Origin of the sequence: Thalassolituus sp., assembly GCF_034111725.1 — a bacterium.
Classification (GTDB): Bacteria; Pseudomonadota; Gammaproteobacteria; order Pseudomonadales; family Oceanobacteraceae; genus Thalassolituus.
The window spans coordinates 1-19369 of sequence record NZ_JAWUWR010000057.1; the positions used below are offsets into that span (position 1 = coordinate 1).

The following is a 19369-nucleotide window of genomic DNA, read 5'->3' on the forward strand; positions in this document are numbered from 1 at the left end:
GTTTCGTGGGGCTGCTATAACAACTCATATCCTGCCACCACATCAAACAGTTCTTCATCAATGGCGCTTTGGCGCAGCATATTGAATTCACGCCCGAGTTTTTCTTGCAGTTCTTCGATGTTTTTTTCGGCGCGTTGCATTGCGGCTAGACGGCTGGCGTTTTCACTGGCGAGTGATTCGGCACAGGCGCGAAATATAGAAATAAACAAATACTCTCGAATAAGCGCCCTTCTGGTTCGAATATTAACCTGACGCTCTGCTTCGCCGATTGGGCAAAGTATCTCTGGCCGATTATTCGTTGGCCATCGAATATTGGCTAGGCTTTGCAGCCATTGCTGATCTAGTGGTAGTAATCGCTGCAACGCCGGCTCATAAAGTGCGCCTGACGTCGGACGATTATGGAATACGTAGATGCTATAGGCCTTCGGACTATTCTCTAGGCGTTCGGTCGCTTGTTGAATTTGGGCAACAAGATGGCCAATTAAAGGCGCTATTCCGATGACGCTGGTCGGCAAATTATAGGCGACTCCCAGCCTTGACTGTGCATCCGCTAGCCGTGTTTGAACTCGTTCGCCTACAGCCCAAATAGTTGGTTTTCCCGGCAATTTGCCGAGCGATTTAACAGCAAACTGGGCGATGTCTTCATTAAATTGTCCAACTAAACCTTGATCGGAACCAAATACGATGGCGCCGATCACTTCAACTTCGCTTTCGTTAATATCGATTTTACTTAGATCCGTATCTGCATGTTGGGCTATCGAACTAGCACGGAAACTCGCACTTAATCCTAGCTCTACAGTGCGATAGTAATCAGTCAGTGCCAGCACCGATTTTTCGTATTGGGTAATGCTCGATGCCGCCAATGCTTTCATGGTGCGTACAACACCTTTTAAATCGGTGGCACTGTCGATTTTTCGACGAAGATTTGCAGCGGTATCTGTCATGGCTTAGCGTCTTTCTTTGGCAATGAAAGTTCTGCCAAGGCAACGCGAGCAAGCTCTACAATCGTACTGCGATCCTCTGCACTTAATTTATCTGCCGTTTCAAATCGTTTGCAGAGTTCTTTTGATAGGGTCGTCGCTGCTTTGCGAACCGCAGTTTCAGCTTTATCCATATCTTTCAGCGGTACGGTGTCGAATAAGTCTGACGTTAGCGCTAGTAAGATGGCGATTTGTTCTGGCACAGGCACGGGCGCAGATTCAAACTGCTTGAGGCACGCACGAATACGACGCCCATGCTCAATGGTTTTCCGTGAGTTGTCGTCTAGTCTTGCGCCAAATCTTGCGAAAGTTTCCAATTCTTCAAACTGGGCGTAAGCCAATTTAATATCGCCGGCCACTGCCCGAAACGCTGCTCGTTGCGCTTTGCCGCCCACCCGAGATACGGATTTACCCACATCCACGGCGGGCAATACGCCCAGTTCGAATAAAGATGGCGACAAGTAAATCTGACCATCGGTAATCGAAATTAAATTAGTAGGAATATAGGCCGAAATATTTTGCGCTTCGGTTTCAATGATCGGCAATGCCGTCAGCGAACCGCCACCGCGCTCTTTGCGTAAATGTGTTGCGCGTTCTAATAGGCGTGAGTGAATGTAAAAAATATCGCCAGGAAATGCTTCTCGGCCTGGAGGACGGCGCAATAATAACGATAATTCGCGATAAGCTCGTGCGTGCTTGGTGAGATCGTCATAAACAATCAGCACATCACGCCCTTGCTCCATAAAATACTCAGCGATGCTCGTCGCTGCGTAGGGCGCTATATATTGCAGACCGGACGGTTCGTTACCTTCAGCGACCACGACCACGGTATATTCGAGTGCTTTATTTTCTTTGAGTACGGCCACGGTTTTCGCCACAGCGGATGCTCGCTGACCAATAGCACAATAAACACAAATAACGTTTTGATCGCGCTGATTGAGAATAGTGTCGATGGCTATTGCGGTCTTTCCGGTTTGGCGATCACCAAGAATTAATTCACGCTGACCCCGACCAATTGGAATCATGGCATCAACAACTTTTACGCCGGTTTGCAGCGGCACAGTCACTGGTGCGCGATCCATAATCGCTGCTGCTGGGCGCTCAATAGGTAGTCGCTCGCTGGTTAAAATAGCCCCGCCATTATCCAGCGGTTGCCCTAGTGGATTAATTACCCGCCCCAGCAAAGCATCACCCACAGCAACATCCATGACTCGACCGGTGCGCCGCACTTCGTCACCGGCTCGTAAATGCGAATAATCGCCCAGCAGCACTACGCCAATCTCTTCGGCATCGATATTAAAGGCAATGCCAAGTACACCGCCGGGAAAAGCGATTAATTCTTCTGATCCAGCATTGGGAAGCCCAGCAATCTTGGCAATGCCGGTTGTGACACTGGTGATGGTGCCGATCTCATGCAATCGTAATTCTTGACTGAAGCTGTCCCGCACTTGGCTGAAATTCGCAAGCGTACGATCTAAAAAGGCATCATCGAGAAGCTTGTCGGCATTAGCACTATCAAAGCTATTGGACTCGCCTGTCATAACGCTTTCTCAACTGGCTTCTGCTCAATTAGGGCATCAACACCCTCTTCTAATGCTGCTAAATATTCAGCAATGCTCCACGCCAATTTTTGTCCATTGGCACTTAGCTCGATGCCGCTAATAAGAGCAACATCGGTTTTAAACTCTAGAGGAATGTCTTCAGAAAATATTTCATTGATCGCAGATTTTAGTTTTTCTTGCTGCGCTCTAGATAGCTCAAAGGCGCTACAAAAAACAGGGGGTACCGATGTATTGGTTGTTGTTAATGCTTCTGAAAGAGTGGTTTTTGTATCGCTCGCAAGATTATTGAGCTTGCTTATAAACACGTCGACAATACTATCTTCTAGGTTCTTGGTTGCTAGATCACTTAAGGTCTTTCGAGCAATGGCAAATACTTCGTTACTCACCTTTTGGCTGAGTGCTTGCTTGAAGCTTTTGGCATCACGCGCCATATCTTCTTGCTGTTTTCTGCGCATCGCATCAGCAGCGCTTGTTGCTTCGGATATAAGTCGATCACGTTCAGCATCCGAGGCTTCTTGAGCTTGCTGCAGTAGGTGTGCTGCTTGCTTGTTGTGCTCGGCATTTTTAGCTTCAAATATTTTACGCTCTGTTTGGGCGTCTTCTTTTTGTTTGGCTGCGTAAGCGAGTTCTGCCGCGATCAGTTTTTCGCGCGCATCTATGGCGTTAAGAATAGGTCGATATAAATAACGTTTTAACAACCAGACTAATATCAGGAAGTTAACGACCTGCGCAAATACGGTAAACCAATCGATCAACATGGCTTATTGTCCTGCGGCTTGGGCAATGGCGTAATTCCAAAACGGGTTGGCGAAAATCAGAATCATAGACACAACAAAGCAATAGATTGCGGTTGATTCGACCATGGCCAGCCCGACGAATAGGGTTCGAGTAATTGTGGCTGAGGCATCCGGCTGCTGGGCCAGCGCGCTTAGCGCAGTGGCAACGGCTTTGCCTTCTGCTAGCGCCGGGCCTAAGCAGCCAAAGCTTGTGGTGATGCCTGCAATAATAATAGAGGCCATCGCTATCATCGTCATGCTGTCCATATTCACTCCTTGGATAATTTATGTGTTGTTAATCTGCGGTCGCTTTTTCTGTCGCTAGCGCTTTTGGTTTGTCTGAATGGGTTGCCGCCGCGATATAAACCGCTGCGAGAATGCTAAAAATATACGCCTGCACCATGCCCGTAAGTAATCCGAGCATGGTTAATACAATTGGAAATACCAGCGGCGTAATCGTTAGCAAAATGGCAATGATCATCGCCCCACTCATCATGTTACCGAACAGACGAACGGCTAACGCCAGCGTTCTTGAGGCTTCGCTGATGATATTAAAGGGCAACATAATAATTGTCGGACTGGCATATGAACGCAGATACCCTCCAATGCCCTGCTCTGTAATACCAAACAATGGCACCGCGATGAAAACGCACAAGGCAAGGGCCACCGTTGTTGATAACGACCCGGTAGGCGGTTCAAAGCCAGGAATAATTGTGCTGATACTTGCAGCGGCCACAAACAAGAATAAGGTACCGAGAAATGGCAGATATTTCTTCGAGTCGTGCAGGCCGACTTCTTCGATCTGCGTACCGATGCCGGTGACAATAATTTCTAAAAAATTCTGCCAGCGAGAACGATGTAAGTTAGTAGAAAGATTGCGGGTAATAAATTTAGCACCAAGCGCTAGCGCCATAATTAGCACCCAAGTAAAGGCGATAGTGGCGTTAATTTCAAAGAACCCCAGTTGCCAATAAATAAGTTCATCTGGGCTAAGACGCATCCTGTGTCTCCATCTTTTTCAATTTCTTACTCGACTCTTTTTTCGTGGTAATTCGTGTAATGATTAGCCTCGCTAGCACAAAGCCAATCAGGCTAAATACTAATGGCTGCCAGTTGGCATTGGCTGCATTCGCATGAAAAATAGAGGTTGTCGCAACAAGATAGAACCCGCCCACTGCAACGCTGGTTCTTACTATCAAGCTACTGATTAGCCACAAAGCGGGGCTGGTAGAATTTAGGCATTTGCGTACCGTCCACCACAACCCGCCGAAAAAGAAGCTGCCAAGGATAAACCCCACAAACGCTGAAGCGAATAAAATAGAAAAATCAGGTAATGCTATCGTCGTCATTTTGTTCATCTCGTATTGCTTGATCTTCTTTAGAAATCCAGTGCCATGCGTTAAAACACCCCAAGGTCAACCCTCCAACCAATAACGCCAATGTCCATGATCGTCCGTCTGGGTAATGAGTATCGAGCCATACGCCCAGCCCAGCGCCAAGTAGCGTTGGTATCACGACCGACCAGCCCACCAATCCCATCATGCCTAAGCCGAACCATACCCCGCTTTTGGCGTGGTTTTTGGCCCTTATTTTTCGCTTTGCTTTAACGCCGATATTTTTCTCGAAATGATCAGTCATGGCGAAACTCCGCGAATTTATGAATAAAGCCGCTTTCTAGTTTTGCCATGGCGATTCGCATTTCTTTAGTTTCTTCATCTAAGTTAAGGAATTCTTCCTCAACCGCCCGATGTAGCTGATTTAAATCCGCACCTTTAATTGCTCGCCGCACTGATACTAAAACGTCTGTGCCTGCTTTAATCAGTACGCCTTCGTCTACGGCGATAAATATTTCGCCTTCGCTCTCGGTTTCGAAGGTTAGAATCCCCGGCTCTAGCACCGCAACGCAGTCGAGACGTTGTGGCAATATGCCAAATGAGCCTTCGATGGTTTCGGCAACGATGCGTATTACATCGTTTTTTTCGGTGAATATTTCGAAAGGCAGCAGTACTTTAAGATGCATGTTCACTAGGCACCTCATCTTGCTTTGAGTCTGACTGCTCTTTATCTTTTTCGGTAGCTGACTTCATTTTGACAGTGGCTTCATCAATCGCACCAATCATATACAGGGCGCTTTCTGGGTAGTCTTTAAACTCGTCGTTTAAAATACGTTCACAGCCATCGAGCGCATCTTCAAGGCTGACCAGCTTTCCAGATAATCCGGTGAATTGTTCAGTGGTGAAAAATGGCTGAGTTAAAAAGCGCTCTAAGCGCCTTGCGCGCCCTACCACTGCCCGATCTGCCGGTGCTAATTGTTCTAAGCCCAACATGGCAATGATGTCTTTTAATTCTGAATATTGTGCCAATGTTTTACGAACGTCTTGTGCGAGACGATAGTGGCGTTCGCCAACAATACCCGGCGTTGCCATTTTCGAATTTGACTGCAGTGGATCTATGGCTGGAAACAGCCCCTCGCTTGCGCGTTGACGCGACAGCACAATGGAGGCAGATAGGTGCGAAAAGGTATGCACGGCAGCCGGATCGGTAAAATCATCTGCGGGTACATACACCGCTTGTATAGAGGTAATGGCTCCATTTTCGGTATTGGCGATGCGTTCTTCCAAGCTTGCTAATTCTGTTGCCATGGTCGGCTGATAACCCAAGCGCGATGGCATTTGTCCCATTAATCCCGAAATTTCAGAACCGGCTTGAATAAAGCGAAAGATATTGTCGATCAACAAGAGGACGTCGCGGTGTTCGTCGTCACGAAAATACTCAGCCATAGTTAATGCCACATGACCAACGCGAAAACGGCTGCCGGGCGGTTCGTTCATTTGCCCAAACACCATAACCATGTCGGGCAATACGCCTGCCTCTTTCATCTCGCGATACAGCTCTTCGCCTTCCCGACAGCGTTCGCCGATGCCGCAAAAAATACTGACGCCCTTTTGCTTTCCGACCATGTTATGGATGATTTCTGTAAGCAAGACAGTTTTGCCAACGCCTGCGCCACCAAATAATCCGGCTTTACCGCCGCGCTCCAGCGGAACGAGCACATCAATAACTTTAATGCCGGTGGCAAATATTTCAGATTGGGTGGAACGTTCAGTGAGGGATGGCGGTTCGTTATGCACCGAGCGCCATTCAATATCGGTTAGCTCGCCTTCGTGATCAATCGGTTGCCCGAACACGTCGAACATTCGCGATAGTGTGCCTTTTCCGACGGGCGCTTTTAAGGGCGCTCCTGTGTCTTCCACCGTCATGCCGCGCGCTAAGCCTTGGGTTGGCGTTAGTGCGATACCGCGAACATGCTGAGCATCGTGGTGAGCCAGCACCTCGATAATAATTTGCTTATTTGCGCCAGTGATCAGTTCAGAGTGGATCGGCGGTAAATAATCACCGAAATATACGTCGATAATACTGCCGCGTACGCTGGTGATCTGCCCGCGATGAGACTTTTCATGCTTGAGAGCATGTTTAGCCGAAGCATCTAAGCTATTGGTGTTGGTTACGTGCGTCAAACCATCACCTCCATTCTCGTCATTGAGAAAATATTACTGATGTAGCAGCATGCTCTTCCTAATCTACTAAACCAACCGGTTTATCTCATTAGCGAACATTTCGTTGATCTGAATCAGATAACTCGTTTTACAACGTTTTATTCCGCAATCTAAGAGCATTGCTAATAACGGACACCGAACTCAATGCCATTGCAGCACTGGCAATCATAGGGCTGAGTAAAATACCGAACCAAGGAAAAAGAATACCCGCTGCAATTGGCACGCCTATAAAATTATAAATAAACGCAAAGAATAAATTCTGGCGAATATTGGCCATGGTGTTTTGGCTAAGCAAACGCGCATTAGCAATGCCTCGCAGGTCGCCCTTTACCAAGACGACGCGAGCACTGTTCATTGCCACATCCGTGCCTGTACCCATAGCAATACCCACATTAGCTTGCGCTAACGCGGGCGCATCATTGACGCCATCACCCGCCATCGCCACGATATGGCCCTTGGCTTGCAGTGCTTTTAAATAATTTAATTTGTCTTCAGGGAGTACATCCGCCTTAAAATCATCCAGCCCAAGCTGCTTTGCAACCGCCGCCGCGGTCGTCTCGTTGTCGCCTGTTAGTACGATGATTTTCAGGCCTGCGGCATGCAGTGTTTTTATGGCTTCGTGAGATGTTGATTTAATCGGATCAGCAACGGTAATAATGCCTGCTAACGCACCATCCACACTTAAAAACATGACAGTCTGTGCTAATTCACGAAACTCTTTCACTTGGTCGGCTAATTCAGACACATCAACGTTAGCATCTTCCATCATGCGCGCATTGCCGAGGGATAAACGTTTGTTATCTAGCTGACCACTTACACCTTTGCCGGTAACCGATTCAAACTGCTTAATATCGTCTAGAGAAATATTTTGCTCTTTAGCGTAATTAACAATGGCGACAGCTAAAGGGTGCTCGCTTGAAGAATCCAAACTAGCGGCATATTTCAATACGTCGTTATTATCGATGCCCTTTACTGCAACTACATTTTGTACCTTAGGTTTACCTTCTGTCAGAGTGCCGGTTTTATCGACCACTAGAGTATCGACTTTTTCCATGAGTTCTAACGCTTCAGCATCTTTAATCAATACACCTTCGGTGGCACCACGACCGACACCGACCATGATCGAAATTGGAGTGGCTAAGCCTAAAGCGCAAGGGCAGGCAATAATGAGCACGGATACAGCAACCACCAAGGCATTAGCCAACGCAGGAGACGGGCCAAATACAGCCCATACTGTAAACGCCAGAGCGGCAACCCCAATCACTGCAGGAACAAACCAGCCCGCAACTTGATCGGCTAATTTTTGGATAGGCGCACGGGAGCGCCCCGCTTCATTGACCATTTTTACAATACGCGAGAGCAAAGTATCGGCACCTACACCGTTGGCTCGTAGCAAAAACGTACCCGTTTGGTTTACGGTACCGGCGGTGACCGAATCGCCAGCTTTCTTTTTAACCGGAACAGGCTCACCAGTAATCATGGCTTCATCGATATTGGAATGACCTTCGGTAATCTCGCCATCGACTGGAATTTTACCGCCGGGTTTTACCCGTAAAATATCACCAACATGGACTTGATCCAGTTCTACCTCTTCTTCATTGCCGTCGGAATCAACTCGCATCGCTGTATTTGGTGCGAGTTCGAGCAAGGATTTAATAGCATCATTGGTGCGTGAACGGGCTCGTAGTTCCAATACTTGCCCCAGCAATACTAATGTAATAATGACTGCCGCAGCTTCAAAATACAGCGGTGTAATACCATTCATTTTAAAAGCATCTGGCAGTAATTGAGGGAAAAATAACGCAAATACACTAAATGAAAACGATGCACCAGTACCCAATGCAATCAAGCTGAACATATTTAGATTCCAGCTTTTAAATGAGTCCCACCCTCGGCGAAAGAATGGAAAACCACCCCACAACACCACGGGCGTTGCAAGGCCGGCTTGCAGCCAATTAAAAGCATTTATTCCAATACGTTCAGCCAAGTTCAAGCCAGGAATCAAATCACTCATAGTAATCAGTAATAGAGGCAAGCTGAGTGCAAGGCTGATCCAAAATCGCAGCGTCATGTCATTCAGTTCGCTGTTGTCTGTTTCAGTTGAGGCTTCCATGGGCTCAAGTGCCATACCACAGATGGGGCATGAGCCTGGACCATCTTGCTTAATTTCTGCATGCATTGGACAGGTATATAAGCCCTGTTTATTCACGGATTTTTTCGAGTGAGTAGACTTATTGCTATCGCCGCTAGATGATGGTTCTTCAAGTGATTTCAAATAGTGCTCTGAGTTACCACGAAATTTATCCATACAACCTTGGCTGCAAAAATGGAATTTTTTGTGTTTGTACTCAACTGTTTTGGCTGAGTTTTCAGCTACTTTCATTCCGCAAACAACATCAGTAAAGGGTTTATTTTCCATACAATCCTCCATCACTCTAAAGTTTGATAAAAATTGTGACTATGTCAAAACCAATTTGATTCATATCTTTTTTAATTCAATACCATGTACTGTAAAGCTATGAGTCACTCGCGGGTCAAGGATATCGACTCATGACTAGACGCGTAAGCTCACTACCTTTTACCGCTATCGTGGACGACAACCTTAGAGTTACCATAACACATCTAAAAAACGAGATTATTTCATGACTTTGTACGATGAATTGCAGCTCCCCAATGGCACCACCATACCAAACCGGATAGCCAAGGCTGCAATGGAGGAGAATATGGCTGATAGTCATCATGCTCCTTCTGCTCAGTTGATCAAGCTATATGACGCTTGGGCTAACGGAAAGGCCGGATTAATTATTACTGGTAACGTTATGATTGACCGCCGAGCCATGACAGGACCAGGTGGCGTTGTTCTCGAAAATGCAGATAACTTAAAAAAATTCAAACAGTGGTCCCATGCAGGTCGAGTTAATGGCGCGCAGTTCTGGATGCAAATAAACCATCCTGGTCGACAAATGATGGCAAATCTTGGCCAGCAGACCTGGGCGCCCTCCGCTATTGCCCTCGACCTAGGCTCAATGTCGAAGCATTTCGGTATGCCGTCTGAAATGACCGAAGCTGTTATCGCTGATGTTATTAAACGTTTTGCTAACACTGCAGAGCTAAGTGAAGAAGCTGGTTTTACTGGTGTGCAGATTCATGCAGCGCACGGGTATTTACTCAGTCAATTTCTTTCACCGCTAACAAATCATAGAAATGACACGTGGGGAGGCTCGATTGATAATCGTGCGCGTTTATTAATTGAGGTAGTAAAAGCGGTTCGTAGCACTGTGTCTGCAAATTTTTCCGTCAGCGTAAAATTAAATTCAGCTGATTTTCAGCGCGGCGGCTTTAGCACAGATGATGCTAAGAAAGTGATAGAAATGCTCAACCCGTTGAATGTTGATCTGGTTGAACTTTCTGGCGGCAGTTATGAAGCCCCCGCCATGCAAGGTGTATCAAAAGATGGAAGAACGCTTGCACGTGAAGCTTATTTCTTTGAATTTGCCAAAGATATTCAAGTCGTAGCAGAAATGCCAATTATGGTAACCGGCGGCATTCGTCGCAGACCGGTTGCCGAGGAAGTCGTTACAAGCGGAATAGACATGATCGGTATGGCTACAGCGCTAGCCATAGACCCAAACCTTCCTCTTGACTGGGCTGCTGGTTTGAATAATGCGCCTCAGCTAAAACCTATCCGCTGGAAAAACAAAGCGGTTGCGTCGTTAGCAAATATGGCCGTAGTTAAATATCAGCTAAATAAGCTCAGCTTAGGTAAGCCGTGCGACCCAAACATATCGCCGCTTAGAGCATTATTATTGCAGCAAATTAAAACAGCACGACTCACTCGCCGATATCGCAAAAATATCTCAGAAGCTAAATAATACAAGAATGCCCGCTACTTTCGATTCAATATTAGCGGGCCTACTGAGTTATAACGGATTAATTTCCACCGTCACATGCACCAATTCTTCGTGAATGCTTAGCTTTTCACGGATGAAATCAGGACTTAAAGGTTCAGCACAAGCTACCGCGAGAATACAAGAGTACTTTCCTTTGCCCACTCGCCATACGTGCAAGTCGGTAATTTCGATATAGAATTCAATATCCGCAATAACCTCTCTAACTTCTTCCACCACAGGGGCGTCCATTTCGGCATCCAGTAAGACTCGCCCAGTTTCTTTTAATAAGCCAACGGCCCAGATAGCTACCAAACCAGCACCGACAATACCCATAACAGGATCTAACCAATCAGCGCCCCACAACTTACCACCAAATAACGCGATAATTGCCAATACCGACGTTGCCGCGTCGGTTAATACGTGAATATAGGCAGCGCGCAAGTTGAGATCTTGATGGTGATCGTGCGAATGGTCGTGCCCGTGATGATGGCCGTTGTCATGCCCATGATGGTGGTGATCATCTTTTAGCAACCATGCGCAGATAAGGTTAACCAGCAAGCCCAAGGCAGCAATTGAAATAGCTTCGTTGTAATGAATGGGCTGTGGCGATAATAAACGCTCTACTGATTGAAACAGCATTAAGGCGGCAATGCCGACTAAGAATAAGGCGCTGGCAAAGCCACTTAACACCTCTATTTTCCATGTGCCGAATGCAAACCGTTTATCGTTAGCTAAACGGCGTGCAGCAGCATAGGCGAATACCGAAAGGCCTAGCGCCAATGCATGTGAGCTCATATGCCAACCGTCGGCGAGCAGAGCCATGGAGTTATAGATCCAGCCCCCAGATATCTCCGCTATCATCATTACTACGGTTAAATACACCGCCCAGCGAGTATTTCGCTCTGCCAGAGGATTGCCCTCATCGAATATATGGGTGTGTTTAAGCGAGTCAATATTGTGAGTTGATGTCATGCAATTACTTCTTAATTCTCTATGATTTGTATACTGTACCCCAGTATACTATTTTCAACCAGAAGCAACGCAATCGGAAAGTAAAATGTCGCACATTACTGAATCTAAAAAACCTCTGTTAACACGAGTGCGTAAAATCAAAGGGCAAGCAGAAGCACTTGAACGCGTATTGGAAGGCGCTCCCGACTGCACTGCGGTACTGCAGCAAATCGCCGCCATACGTGGTGCGGTAAATGGCTTGATGATGGAGGTACTAAATAGCCATATTCGCGAACACTTAGGGGCTAATGACCTCTCACCAGAGCAGCGCGCAACAGAGGTTGATGAGGTACTGTCGATTCTAAAAAGTTACCTTAAGTGATCAGCCTCTCCCTCAATATTCACGCATAGCTATTTCCGATAATTTGAACAGCAACCTGGAGTGGCGTACTCTAACGCAAACGCCACTTAATGCTTCTCGCGGGTCTTTGCATGTCTAAAGCACCAAGCTCCACAGCACCACAGCCGGTTATCGACCAGCTCGAATACCTAGGCAGCCCACTCGCTTACGCGCGAAAAACAATGAAGCGAATTCCAGAACTTGAAAAACTTCCTGGTGCTTTTGATGATCTTGTCCATTCCCTAACCTTTTTAACGGCGTACAACGGCAGCGGAGCAACCTTTAATAGCTATCGCCGTGAAATCGAACGTTTATTGCAATGGTGCTGGTTAATTCAAAAAGTCACGCTCACAGATCTAGGTCGCCAAGACATAGAAGCCTATATTCACTTCTGCCAAGACCCACCGAAGGCATGGACGGGCGACCGTCAAGCGGCTCGCTTCACTGGCCCTGAAGATGAGCGCAAGGCCAGCACTATATGGCGGCCTTTCGTGAGTAAGGCCGATAAGATAGGACGCATGTCATCAACCGCACTTTCGCAGAAATCACTGCAATCTGTATTCGCAGTACTGTCGACTTACTTTAATTTTTTGCTGCAAGAAGATTATTTAAAAGTTAATCCCGTCGCCTTAATTCGCCAAAAAAGTAAATTCTTACAGCGCCACGCTTATCAAGAACCTGTGCGCCGCTTATCCAACATGCAGTGGGATTTCATTTTAGAAACCACCGAGCAATTAGCCATAGAACACCCCGCCGAGCACGAGCGCACCCTGTTTGTTATGAACTGTTTATTTGGGATGTATTTGCGAATATCAGAATTAGTTGCCGATGAGCGCTCCGCTCCAGTAATGGGTGACTTCCAAAAAGATCAAGATGGCAACTGGTGGTTGCGAGTTGTTGGTAAAGGCAACAAGGCACGCATGGTAACGGTATCCGACGACATGCTGAAAACACTGAGACGCTATCGCATTCACCTTGGGCTTCCACCTCTCCCCTATGTCGGTGAGCAAACGCCGCTTGTGGCTAAATTACGTGGACGCGGCCCAGTGACCAGTACTCGTCAAATTCGCTACATGGTACAAGCCTGCTTCGATCGTGCGTTAGATAGAATGAAATCCGATGGCCTTGAAGAAGAGGCGCGAGAGCTACGCGTAGCAACGGTCCACTGGTTGCGTCATACCGGCATTTCTGAGGATGTGAAATTCAGACCCAAAGAACATGTTCGCGAGGATGCTGGGCACGCCAGCATGGCAACGACAGATCGTTATATTGATACTGAAATGCGCGAGCGTCACGCCAGCGCGAGACATAAGAAAATTAAGCCTGAGCTTTAATTGCTAGCAACGATGCTGACGGGATGGTATGGCAAGCCCGGCGGTTAGGTATGCGAGCTCCTGCCGAGCTTTAAGCCGCTAGAGTATTTGGTCGTAGAGTTTGAGTGCATGTTGATCTGACCATTTTTTGCCATGAATGGCAAAACCGAGCCTCCACGGATGGATTCACGGCGAGTCAGAAAAACATGTACTCAGGCTCAGTCCAGACTAACCAACCACCCTTAATGCATGTACTGGCCGCCGTTGGCAGAAATATTTGCACCGGTAATAAAGCCAGCGCTTTCCGCCGTTAAAAAGCTCACAACGCGAGCAATATCTTCTGGCTCGCCAAAGCGACCAACTGGGATATCTTTACGGATGGTTTCACGAATTTCTTCTGGCACATCCATAATCATACTGGTGGCGATATAGCCCGGAGACACGGTATTTACCGTCACTCCCTTTCCTGCCACTTCTTGCGCAACCGCCTTAGTGAAACCATACATGCCGGCTTTTGCTGCTGAATAGTTCGCCTGACCAAACTGACCTTTCTCACCATTGATGGAGCTGATATTAACAATGCGCCCCCAGCCTTTAGCCAGCATGTCATTGATAACCAAACGCGTCATATAGAAAACCGACGTCAAGTTGGTAGCGATAACATCATCCCAATGTTCCGGAGTCATTTTTCGCAACGTAGTATCGCGCGTAATACCACCGTTATTAACCAATACATCAACCGTGCCGAAGTCTTTACGAATACCGTCAATACACGCTTCACAAGAAGCCCAGTCGCGAATATTGCCGTACGCAACGGCGATTTCGTAACCTTCGGCTTTCATATCTTCCTGAAATTTCTGTGCCTTGTCATGATTACCACCAGAGTAATATCCAGCTATCACCTGATAGCCATCATCCGATAACTGCTTGCAGATGGCCTTCCCCAAACCACCAGTACCACCGGTAACTAATGCTATGCGTTTGCTCATGTTCTACTCCTTCAGTTTATTGTTTCACACAGTCTCTACTTCTCGTATTAAGACTATCGCGCGCAAATAGAAGGTAGTTTGAGTGCGTTCAAAGTCCAACCACAGAATCCGCCAATCTATAAGTTTAATTAGAGCCGATTGGGCAAACCTGCCACTGTTCTGAGAATTGGGCTATAATCGCCCACTTTTTGGCACGTCCGGTCCCCAACATGATGAAGTTCGTAATTAAGCTGTTTCCTGAAATCACCATTAAGTCGACATCCGTTAGAAAACAGATGACGAAGATTTTACGGGCTAATTTACAGACTCTCATACGCAAGCAAGGGATCTCTGCGGACGTACAAAATCGCTGGGACAGTCTCATTGTTTTAGTCAATCATGACGATGAAGCGACCCACCGCAAGGTTGTTCAAATACTAAGCCACACCCCAGGCATTGGCTTTTCACTTGAAGTTTCTGAATATCTTTTTGAAACCCTCGACGACGCTTATCAGCGCGTTCGCGATGTCCATGCCGAACGAGTGTTAGGCAAAACCTTCTGCGTTCGCATTAAGCGTTCGGGAATTCACGACTTCTCTTCAATAGATGCTGAAAAGTATATGGGGGGAGGATTTTTGAAAGAGACCGGCGCATTGAAAGTTGCGCTAAAGAATCCCGAAGTGACTGTCCATGTAGAGATTCGCAACGATAAAGTTCAGGTTGTTACTAACAACATCAAAGGACTTGGCGGCTACCCTCTCGGCAGCCAAGGTGAGGTTTTATCCCTTATTTCTGGGGGGTTCGATTCTACCGTGGCGAGCTACTTAATGACTCGTCGCGGACTAAAAACGCATTTCTGCTTCTTCAACTTAGGAGGCAGCGCTCATGAAATTGGCGTGAAGCAGGTAGCCCATTATCTATGGAGCACCTACGGAGAAAGTCATCGCGTTAAATTCGTCACCGTGCCATTCGAAGATGTCGTTACCGAAATTTTAACTAAGGTAGAAACCAGTCAAATGGGCGTTGTGCTTAAACGTATGATGCTGCGCGCAGCCTCAGGCGTTGCCGATAGCTTACGACTGCCTGCCATCGTTACTGGCGAAGCGGTTGCTCAAGTTGCCAGTCAAACCATTACGAACCTCGCCGTCATCGACCGCGTATGCGACCACATGGTCTTACGCCCGTTAGCTGCAATGGATAAACAAGACATTATCAATATCACCCGTCGTATTGGCGCCGAAACCTTCGCCGCCCGCATGCCAGAATACTGCGGTGTTATTTCAATTAACCCAACCACCGTGGGTGATCGCTCACGAGTAGAGGACGCTGAAAAAGCCTTCGATATGGGTGTATTAGAGACAGCGTTACAAAAAGCCTCATACCAGCGTATTGACGAAGTTTTAAACGGTAGCGAAAGCGGATTAGAAAACGTCGAAATCGTTAACACTCCGAGCGTCAGCGACATCATTATTGATATTCGCCACCCTAACGAGATTGAAGAGGCGCCTCTCACACTAACTAACAACACCGTCATTGAGATTCCCTTCTTTGAGCTAGAGGGGCGCGTAAATGCCCTGCCTGAAGCTGGACGATACTTGCTGTACTGCCAAAAAGGCACCATGAGTAAAATACATGCGCATCATTTAAACAGTGATGGTAGTGGCCGTTTTGCGGTATTTATGGAGCAGATTAAACCTAAGACGAATGCTTAGTTTTAGGGAATGATTCTACCGAGGTAAGTCCACGCACATAGCAGATGCGGGCTAGAAACCCAGAGCCCTAACAATAGCTCTGGGTATCGTTAAAAATCTTAAATATAAAAGGCTTCAACCGTGCCTTTTAACTTCATTAGAAGCGGTTGTCGACGGCGATCCAAAGCCTTTGGCGACGCGATTTTGATCCAACCTTCGCTAATGCAATATTCCTCAACATCATTACGCTCTTTGCCATTCAAACGAATACCGATATTGTGCTCGAAAATTTCCTTCACATAATGCGGACTGCGAGGATTGCTCGAAAGATGATCCGGTAAGGCTGGCTGCGATGCTGTATCGTTCATGGTGTTGACCTAAAAAATTAGCTTAATTAAAAGTGCGCCAGTGTAGACAATATGCCTTTAACGCTCAAGGGCTGCGTACTCATGCAGGTGTTGATTAAGGTATGCGATGCACACCGTAATCAAGCAGTACAAAAACCTAGATCAAGCCCTTAGATCGATTTTTGTTTAGAGAACAAACCATCCAGATACTGAATAATATCACTCGATTCATAGAGCCACTGAGCATCACTACCCTCGCCTATACGTAAGCATGGAACCTTCACGCGGCCGCCTTGAGTTTCTAATGCCTCGCGATTTTGAAGGTGCTTAATGTCTCGCTTTTCAATATCAACATTCAAGCGATGCATCGCACGACGAGTCTTTAAACAAAAAGGACAAGCGTAGAGCTGATAGAGCGCCAAATCTTTAGCTTTTGCCTGCGCTGCAGCCTGATCGGCCTCGCTGCGTTTCATAGGTTTTGGATTCGTCAGCCAGCTAACGAAGACAAAAATCAACCCTAGACCATTTCTTAAAGCTTTTAATAGCATAATCATCCCTACCTATTGGTAACGTCGAACGACAAAAAATCTTGAGGCGGAGTGTATAGGGTTGAAGGCGATTGTAAAACTGCAGGATGAAACAGATTTAATGCAGCAGGGACATTAATCGTTTTGCGGTTTTTATTTCAATTACTTGAAGCATTGCAAGATTTACTCGATTTACCTTTAAGCAGGGGTATCACCCCTGCCTATAAAGACACCTCCGTTTCAGGAAAAAACGATAACAACCATTACGGCTTAAAAGGCATCCTCTTGGCTTCATCACCTGGTGTAATGTCTCGCTCTTTTGGCTTTTTACTTGGCTTCTCTTTGATTAGTGGCCACGGTAATTCGCCAAAGTTTTCAGTCAAAGACATATCAGGGCAAGTTGCCTTTACCTGATCCCATTGGGCCTGAGTCGACTTTCCGACATTTAAACGCATTGAGTCGATTATTGAATCGCAAAGTGCGAAAAGTGGTTTGGCTCTAATTTCGTCGTGAATGCTTATGCCACCAAAATCAAAGAGCACTCTGACAAACTGATGCTTAGAAACAGGAAAAAAAACTAGACGTGACACGCTAGGATTTTCTTTGCTCCCATTGTGTATCTGATGAATATCACACACGACGGCCTGGAGGCTCGATGAAATTGGTAACACTCGCCAGTTTAACGGACCTCGATAATGCGGTTTTTTACCTGACCTATCATAGCCATATGTTTTATCAAGATAATTGGCAATAGCCTCTTCGAACACTCTAGGGTGGAAAATATTTGACTCTATAAATTCGGAATCCCTACTGGCGGAAACCAATAAACTGCTAGCTCTTAAACTTGCTTGTGGGCCAGTAAACCAAGGGCCTACAAAATACCAAGTATTTTCGTAAAAAAAATCTAAGTCCCAGCTGTCACTTGCACCGCCAAAAACACGTTCCAAATCACCAGCTAGTATATTGATTGGCCTTGGTTGTTTACCACCAACCGTACGACCACATCCATCAAATCCCATTACCGGATTAGCCCACGGTGCATTAAATAAGAATATTGAATCAACGAATCGCCAATTATTCGCCCAAAGTTTGGAGAAATAAGGACCACTAATCTCTTTAATTATAGGGCGCTCGTACTGTGCCTTTGCAAAGGGGAAGAATTTCAACCAATATAATATACTCATTATCTTCCGCCCATATTGCTTTTTATTCTATTGTAGGCAAATTGCAGGGCCCCTAAAGTTCCGGTTACCGTGCCCATTGTCGCCAACAATGGAGAGCCTGTGGCAGCACCACCTGCTAACACTCCAATACCTATAACAGTATTGGTCGCCATCGTTCCATTGGCTAACTCCCTACCATAATCATCCCAGCTGTACGGATCTCTTTTATCCGCGGCGCGCTGTGCATTACCGATGGTAGCACTCAATGCTGCCTTGATATGACTATTGCTTCTCAGCAAATTTTTATCTGCCGTCATACCCATTTGTATAGCCGCCTGAAACGCTGGTTTTGGATCAGAAGTTGCCCAACACATTTTTACGATATGATTCTGCTTCTGAAATGAGATATTTTTCGCAGCTAAGGAAATTAGAGCTTGAGTAAGAACCACTGAACCGCCCCGCTCAGAAGCCCAAACCACGCCATTCTTGTTGTTAGACTGCTCCATAGCATCCGCCAGCAACCCAGAAAAACCATAGGTTTTGCTCACCACTACAGAGTTGTAATTACGCATCCCTTTAAGCTTACTGCCCAGAGGAGAATAAAACAGATCAAAGTCACACTTTAACGCAGCTGTTCCCCCGAGTAAGGTTTCGAGCCTTTTCACCGCCTCTTTTGCGGCAGCTTCAGGATCCATATATGAAGTATCGGATATCACTAAATTTCTATCGTCCTTGGAGGTGATTCGACCATTATTTCTGAACACTACCTTAACGGCGTCACCATCCTTCGTAACACTATACACTCCGGGCTTCTGTTGACTCCCGCGAGCAATACTCTTGTACTCGTCACTAAGATCCAGACGGGTAATGGCTAACACATCGTCAGGGCGACGCTCTACAGTAGCTACAATACCAGGAACAAATACCACCACTTGCTGAAAGCTGTTGGTTTTATAGTCATTGATATTGGGGATGAATACATTGGTTTTACCGGTTAAACCGGTGGATAAAGCACTGAGGTGCTTCAATGCCATTAGCGGGTAGTAGTACCCTTCTTTGGCAGCTCTTTCTAGAATAAGAGCATCATCTTCGGTATTTGGGGTAAAAACGAGGGTTTTGCCGATTCCTGGGGTATTGAGTTGCAATCCTTGAGAGGATTTTACTAAGTTCATCGCGTTAGTCCCTTATCGATGGTGTCGACTCTTGCCATAGAGAAAATGGCAGGTCGTTTTGTTTAGTTTAGT

The 19369-nt window shown here is 46.5% G+C and carries 20 protein-coding genes; 4 read left to right on the forward strand and 16 right to left on the reverse strand.

The annotated features are described in order from the left end of the window. Positions 1–14: 14 nt before the first annotated feature. The 10 genes from UXZ23_RS09815 to UXZ23_RS09860 form a co-directional block, all read right to left on the reverse strand. Complete coding sequence (locus tag UXZ23_RS09815; protein WP_320820407.1) at positions 15–944, reverse strand: F0F1 ATP synthase subunit gamma; 930 nt, start codon at positions 942–944, stop codon at positions 15–17. Beyond that, complete coding sequence (locus tag UXZ23_RS09820; RefSeq protein WP_320820408.1) at positions 941–2521, reverse strand: alternate F1F0 ATPase, F1 subunit alpha; 1581 nt, start codon at positions 2519–2521, stop codon at positions 941–943. The genes UXZ23_RS09815 and UXZ23_RS09820 overlap by 4 nt, the downstream gene beginning before the upstream one ends. After that, positions 2518–3300 (reverse strand): F0F1 ATP synthase subunit B, encoded by a 783-nt coding sequence (gene atpF, locus UXZ23_RS09825; RefSeq protein WP_320820409.1) that lies wholly within the window; start codon positions 3298–3300, stop codon positions 2518–2520. The genes UXZ23_RS09820 and atpF overlap by 4 nt, the downstream gene beginning before the upstream one ends. A gap of 3 nt (positions 3301–3303) precedes the next feature. Next, a complete protein-coding gene (locus UXZ23_RS09830) occupies positions 3304–3585 on the reverse strand; it encodes a F0F1 ATP synthase subunit C (protein WP_276667488.1) in 282 nt (93 codons plus the stop codon). Positions 3586–3613: 28 nt separating this feature from the next. Continuing rightward, positions 3614–4318, reverse strand: coding sequence for a F0F1 ATP synthase subunit A (locus tag UXZ23_RS09835; RefSeq protein WP_320820410.1), 705 nt, complete (start codon positions 4316–4318; stop codon positions 3614–3616). Then, positions 4308–4676: an ATP synthase subunit I gene (locus UXZ23_RS09840; protein WP_320820411.1), complete on the reverse strand. Its 369-nt coding sequence runs from the start codon at positions 4674–4676 to the stop codon at positions 4308–4310. The genes UXZ23_RS09835 and UXZ23_RS09840 overlap by 11 nt, the downstream gene beginning before the upstream one ends. Then, entirely contained in the window at positions 4645–4956 is a 312-nt protein-coding gene (locus UXZ23_RS09845; RefSeq protein ID WP_225666656.1) for an AtpZ/AtpI family protein, read from the reverse strand. Before UXZ23_RS09845 ends, UXZ23_RS09840 begins: the two co-directional genes overlap by 32 nt. Further along, positions 4949–5338, reverse strand: coding sequence for a F0F1 ATP synthase subunit epsilon (locus tag UXZ23_RS09850; protein WP_320820412.1), 390 nt, complete (start codon positions 5336–5338; stop codon positions 4949–4951). The genes UXZ23_RS09845 and UXZ23_RS09850 overlap by 8 nt, the downstream gene beginning before the upstream one ends. Further along, positions 5328–6836, reverse strand: coding sequence for a F0F1 ATP synthase subunit beta (gene atpD / locus UXZ23_RS09855; protein WP_414491467.1), 1509 nt, complete (start codon positions 6834–6836; stop codon positions 5328–5330). The genes UXZ23_RS09850 and atpD overlap by 11 nt, the downstream gene beginning before the upstream one ends. 127 nt (positions 6837–6963) lie before the next feature. Continuing rightward, a complete protein-coding gene (locus tag UXZ23_RS09860) occupies positions 6964–9294 on the reverse strand; it encodes a heavy metal translocating P-type ATPase (RefSeq protein WP_320820413.1) in 2331 nt (776 codons plus the stop codon). Positions 9295–9517: 223 nt separating this feature from the next. Here UXZ23_RS09860 and UXZ23_RS09865 point away from each other — a divergent pair, with 223 nt between their 5' ends. Further along, positions 9518–10747, forward strand: coding sequence for an NADH:flavin oxidoreductase/NADH oxidase family protein (locus UXZ23_RS09865; protein ID WP_320820414.1), 1230 nt, complete (start codon positions 9518–9520; stop codon positions 10745–10747). Between the two features lie 48 nt (positions 10748–10795). Here UXZ23_RS09865 and dmeF read toward each other — a convergent pair whose 3' ends face one another. Then, positions 10796–11737 (reverse strand): CDF family Co(II)/Ni(II) efflux transporter DmeF, encoded by a 942-nt coding sequence (dmeF, locus tag UXZ23_RS09870; RefSeq protein ID WP_320820415.1) that lies wholly within the window; start codon positions 11735–11737, stop codon positions 10796–10798. Positions 11738–11822: 85 nt separating this feature from the next. On the opposite strand from dmeF, the gene UXZ23_RS09875 reads away from it, so the two are divergent. Together UXZ23_RS09875 and UXZ23_RS09880 are read left to right on the forward strand one after the other, a co-directional pair. Next, positions 11823–12098 carry a metal/formaldehyde-sensitive transcriptional repressor gene (locus UXZ23_RS09875; protein WP_320820416.1) on the forward strand — a complete coding sequence of 92 codons (276 nt, stop codon included), beginning with the start codon at positions 11823–11825 and terminating at the stop codon, positions 12096–12098. A 110-nt stretch (positions 12099–12208) separates the two neighbouring features. Continuing rightward, complete coding sequence (locus UXZ23_RS09880) at positions 12209–13450, forward strand: site-specific integrase (RefSeq protein ID WP_320820417.1); 1242 nt, start codon at positions 12209–12211, stop codon at positions 13448–13450. A 221-nt stretch (positions 13451–13671) separates the two neighbouring features. Here the strand turns inward: UXZ23_RS09880 and phbB are convergent, their stop codons facing one another. Beyond that, positions 13672–14418, reverse strand: a complete 747-nt coding sequence (gene phbB / locus UXZ23_RS09885) for an acetoacetyl-CoA reductase (protein ID WP_320820418.1) — start codon at positions 14416–14418, stop codon at positions 13672–13674. Positions 14419–14627: 209 nt separating this feature from the next. Here phbB and thiI point away from each other — a divergent pair, with 209 nt between their 5' ends. Continuing rightward, the gene (thiI, locus tag UXZ23_RS09890; RefSeq protein ID WP_320820419.1) at positions 14628–16109 is read left to right on the forward strand and encodes a tRNA uracil 4-sulfurtransferase ThiI; all 1482 of its coding nucleotides are present in this window, start codon (positions 14628–14630) and stop codon (positions 16107–16109) included. Between the two features lie 98 nt (positions 16110–16207). On the opposite strand, the gene UXZ23_RS09895 is transcribed toward thiI, so the two are convergent. From UXZ23_RS09895 to UXZ23_RS09910, 4 genes are all read right to left on the reverse strand, one after another. Next, positions 16208–16456, reverse strand: a complete 249-nt coding sequence (locus UXZ23_RS09895) for a DUF3297 family protein (RefSeq protein ID WP_320820420.1) — start codon at positions 16454–16456, stop codon at positions 16208–16210. Between the two features lie 149 nt (positions 16457–16605). Further along, positions 16606–16983: a glutathione S-transferase N-terminal domain-containing protein gene (locus UXZ23_RS09900; protein WP_320820421.1), complete on the reverse strand. Its 378-nt coding sequence runs from the start codon at positions 16981–16983 to the stop codon at positions 16606–16608. Positions 16984–17225: 242 nt separating this feature from the next. After that, positions 17226–18146: a hypothetical protein gene (locus UXZ23_RS09905; protein WP_320820422.1), complete on the reverse strand. Its 921-nt coding sequence runs from the start codon at positions 18144–18146 to the stop codon at positions 17226–17228. Then, positions 18146–19297, reverse strand: coding sequence for a hypothetical protein (locus UXZ23_RS09910; RefSeq protein ID WP_320820423.1), 1152 nt, complete (start codon positions 19295–19297; stop codon positions 18146–18148). The genes UXZ23_RS09905 and UXZ23_RS09910 overlap by 1 nt, the downstream gene beginning before the upstream one ends. Between the last annotated feature and the right edge of the window lie 72 nt (positions 19298–19369).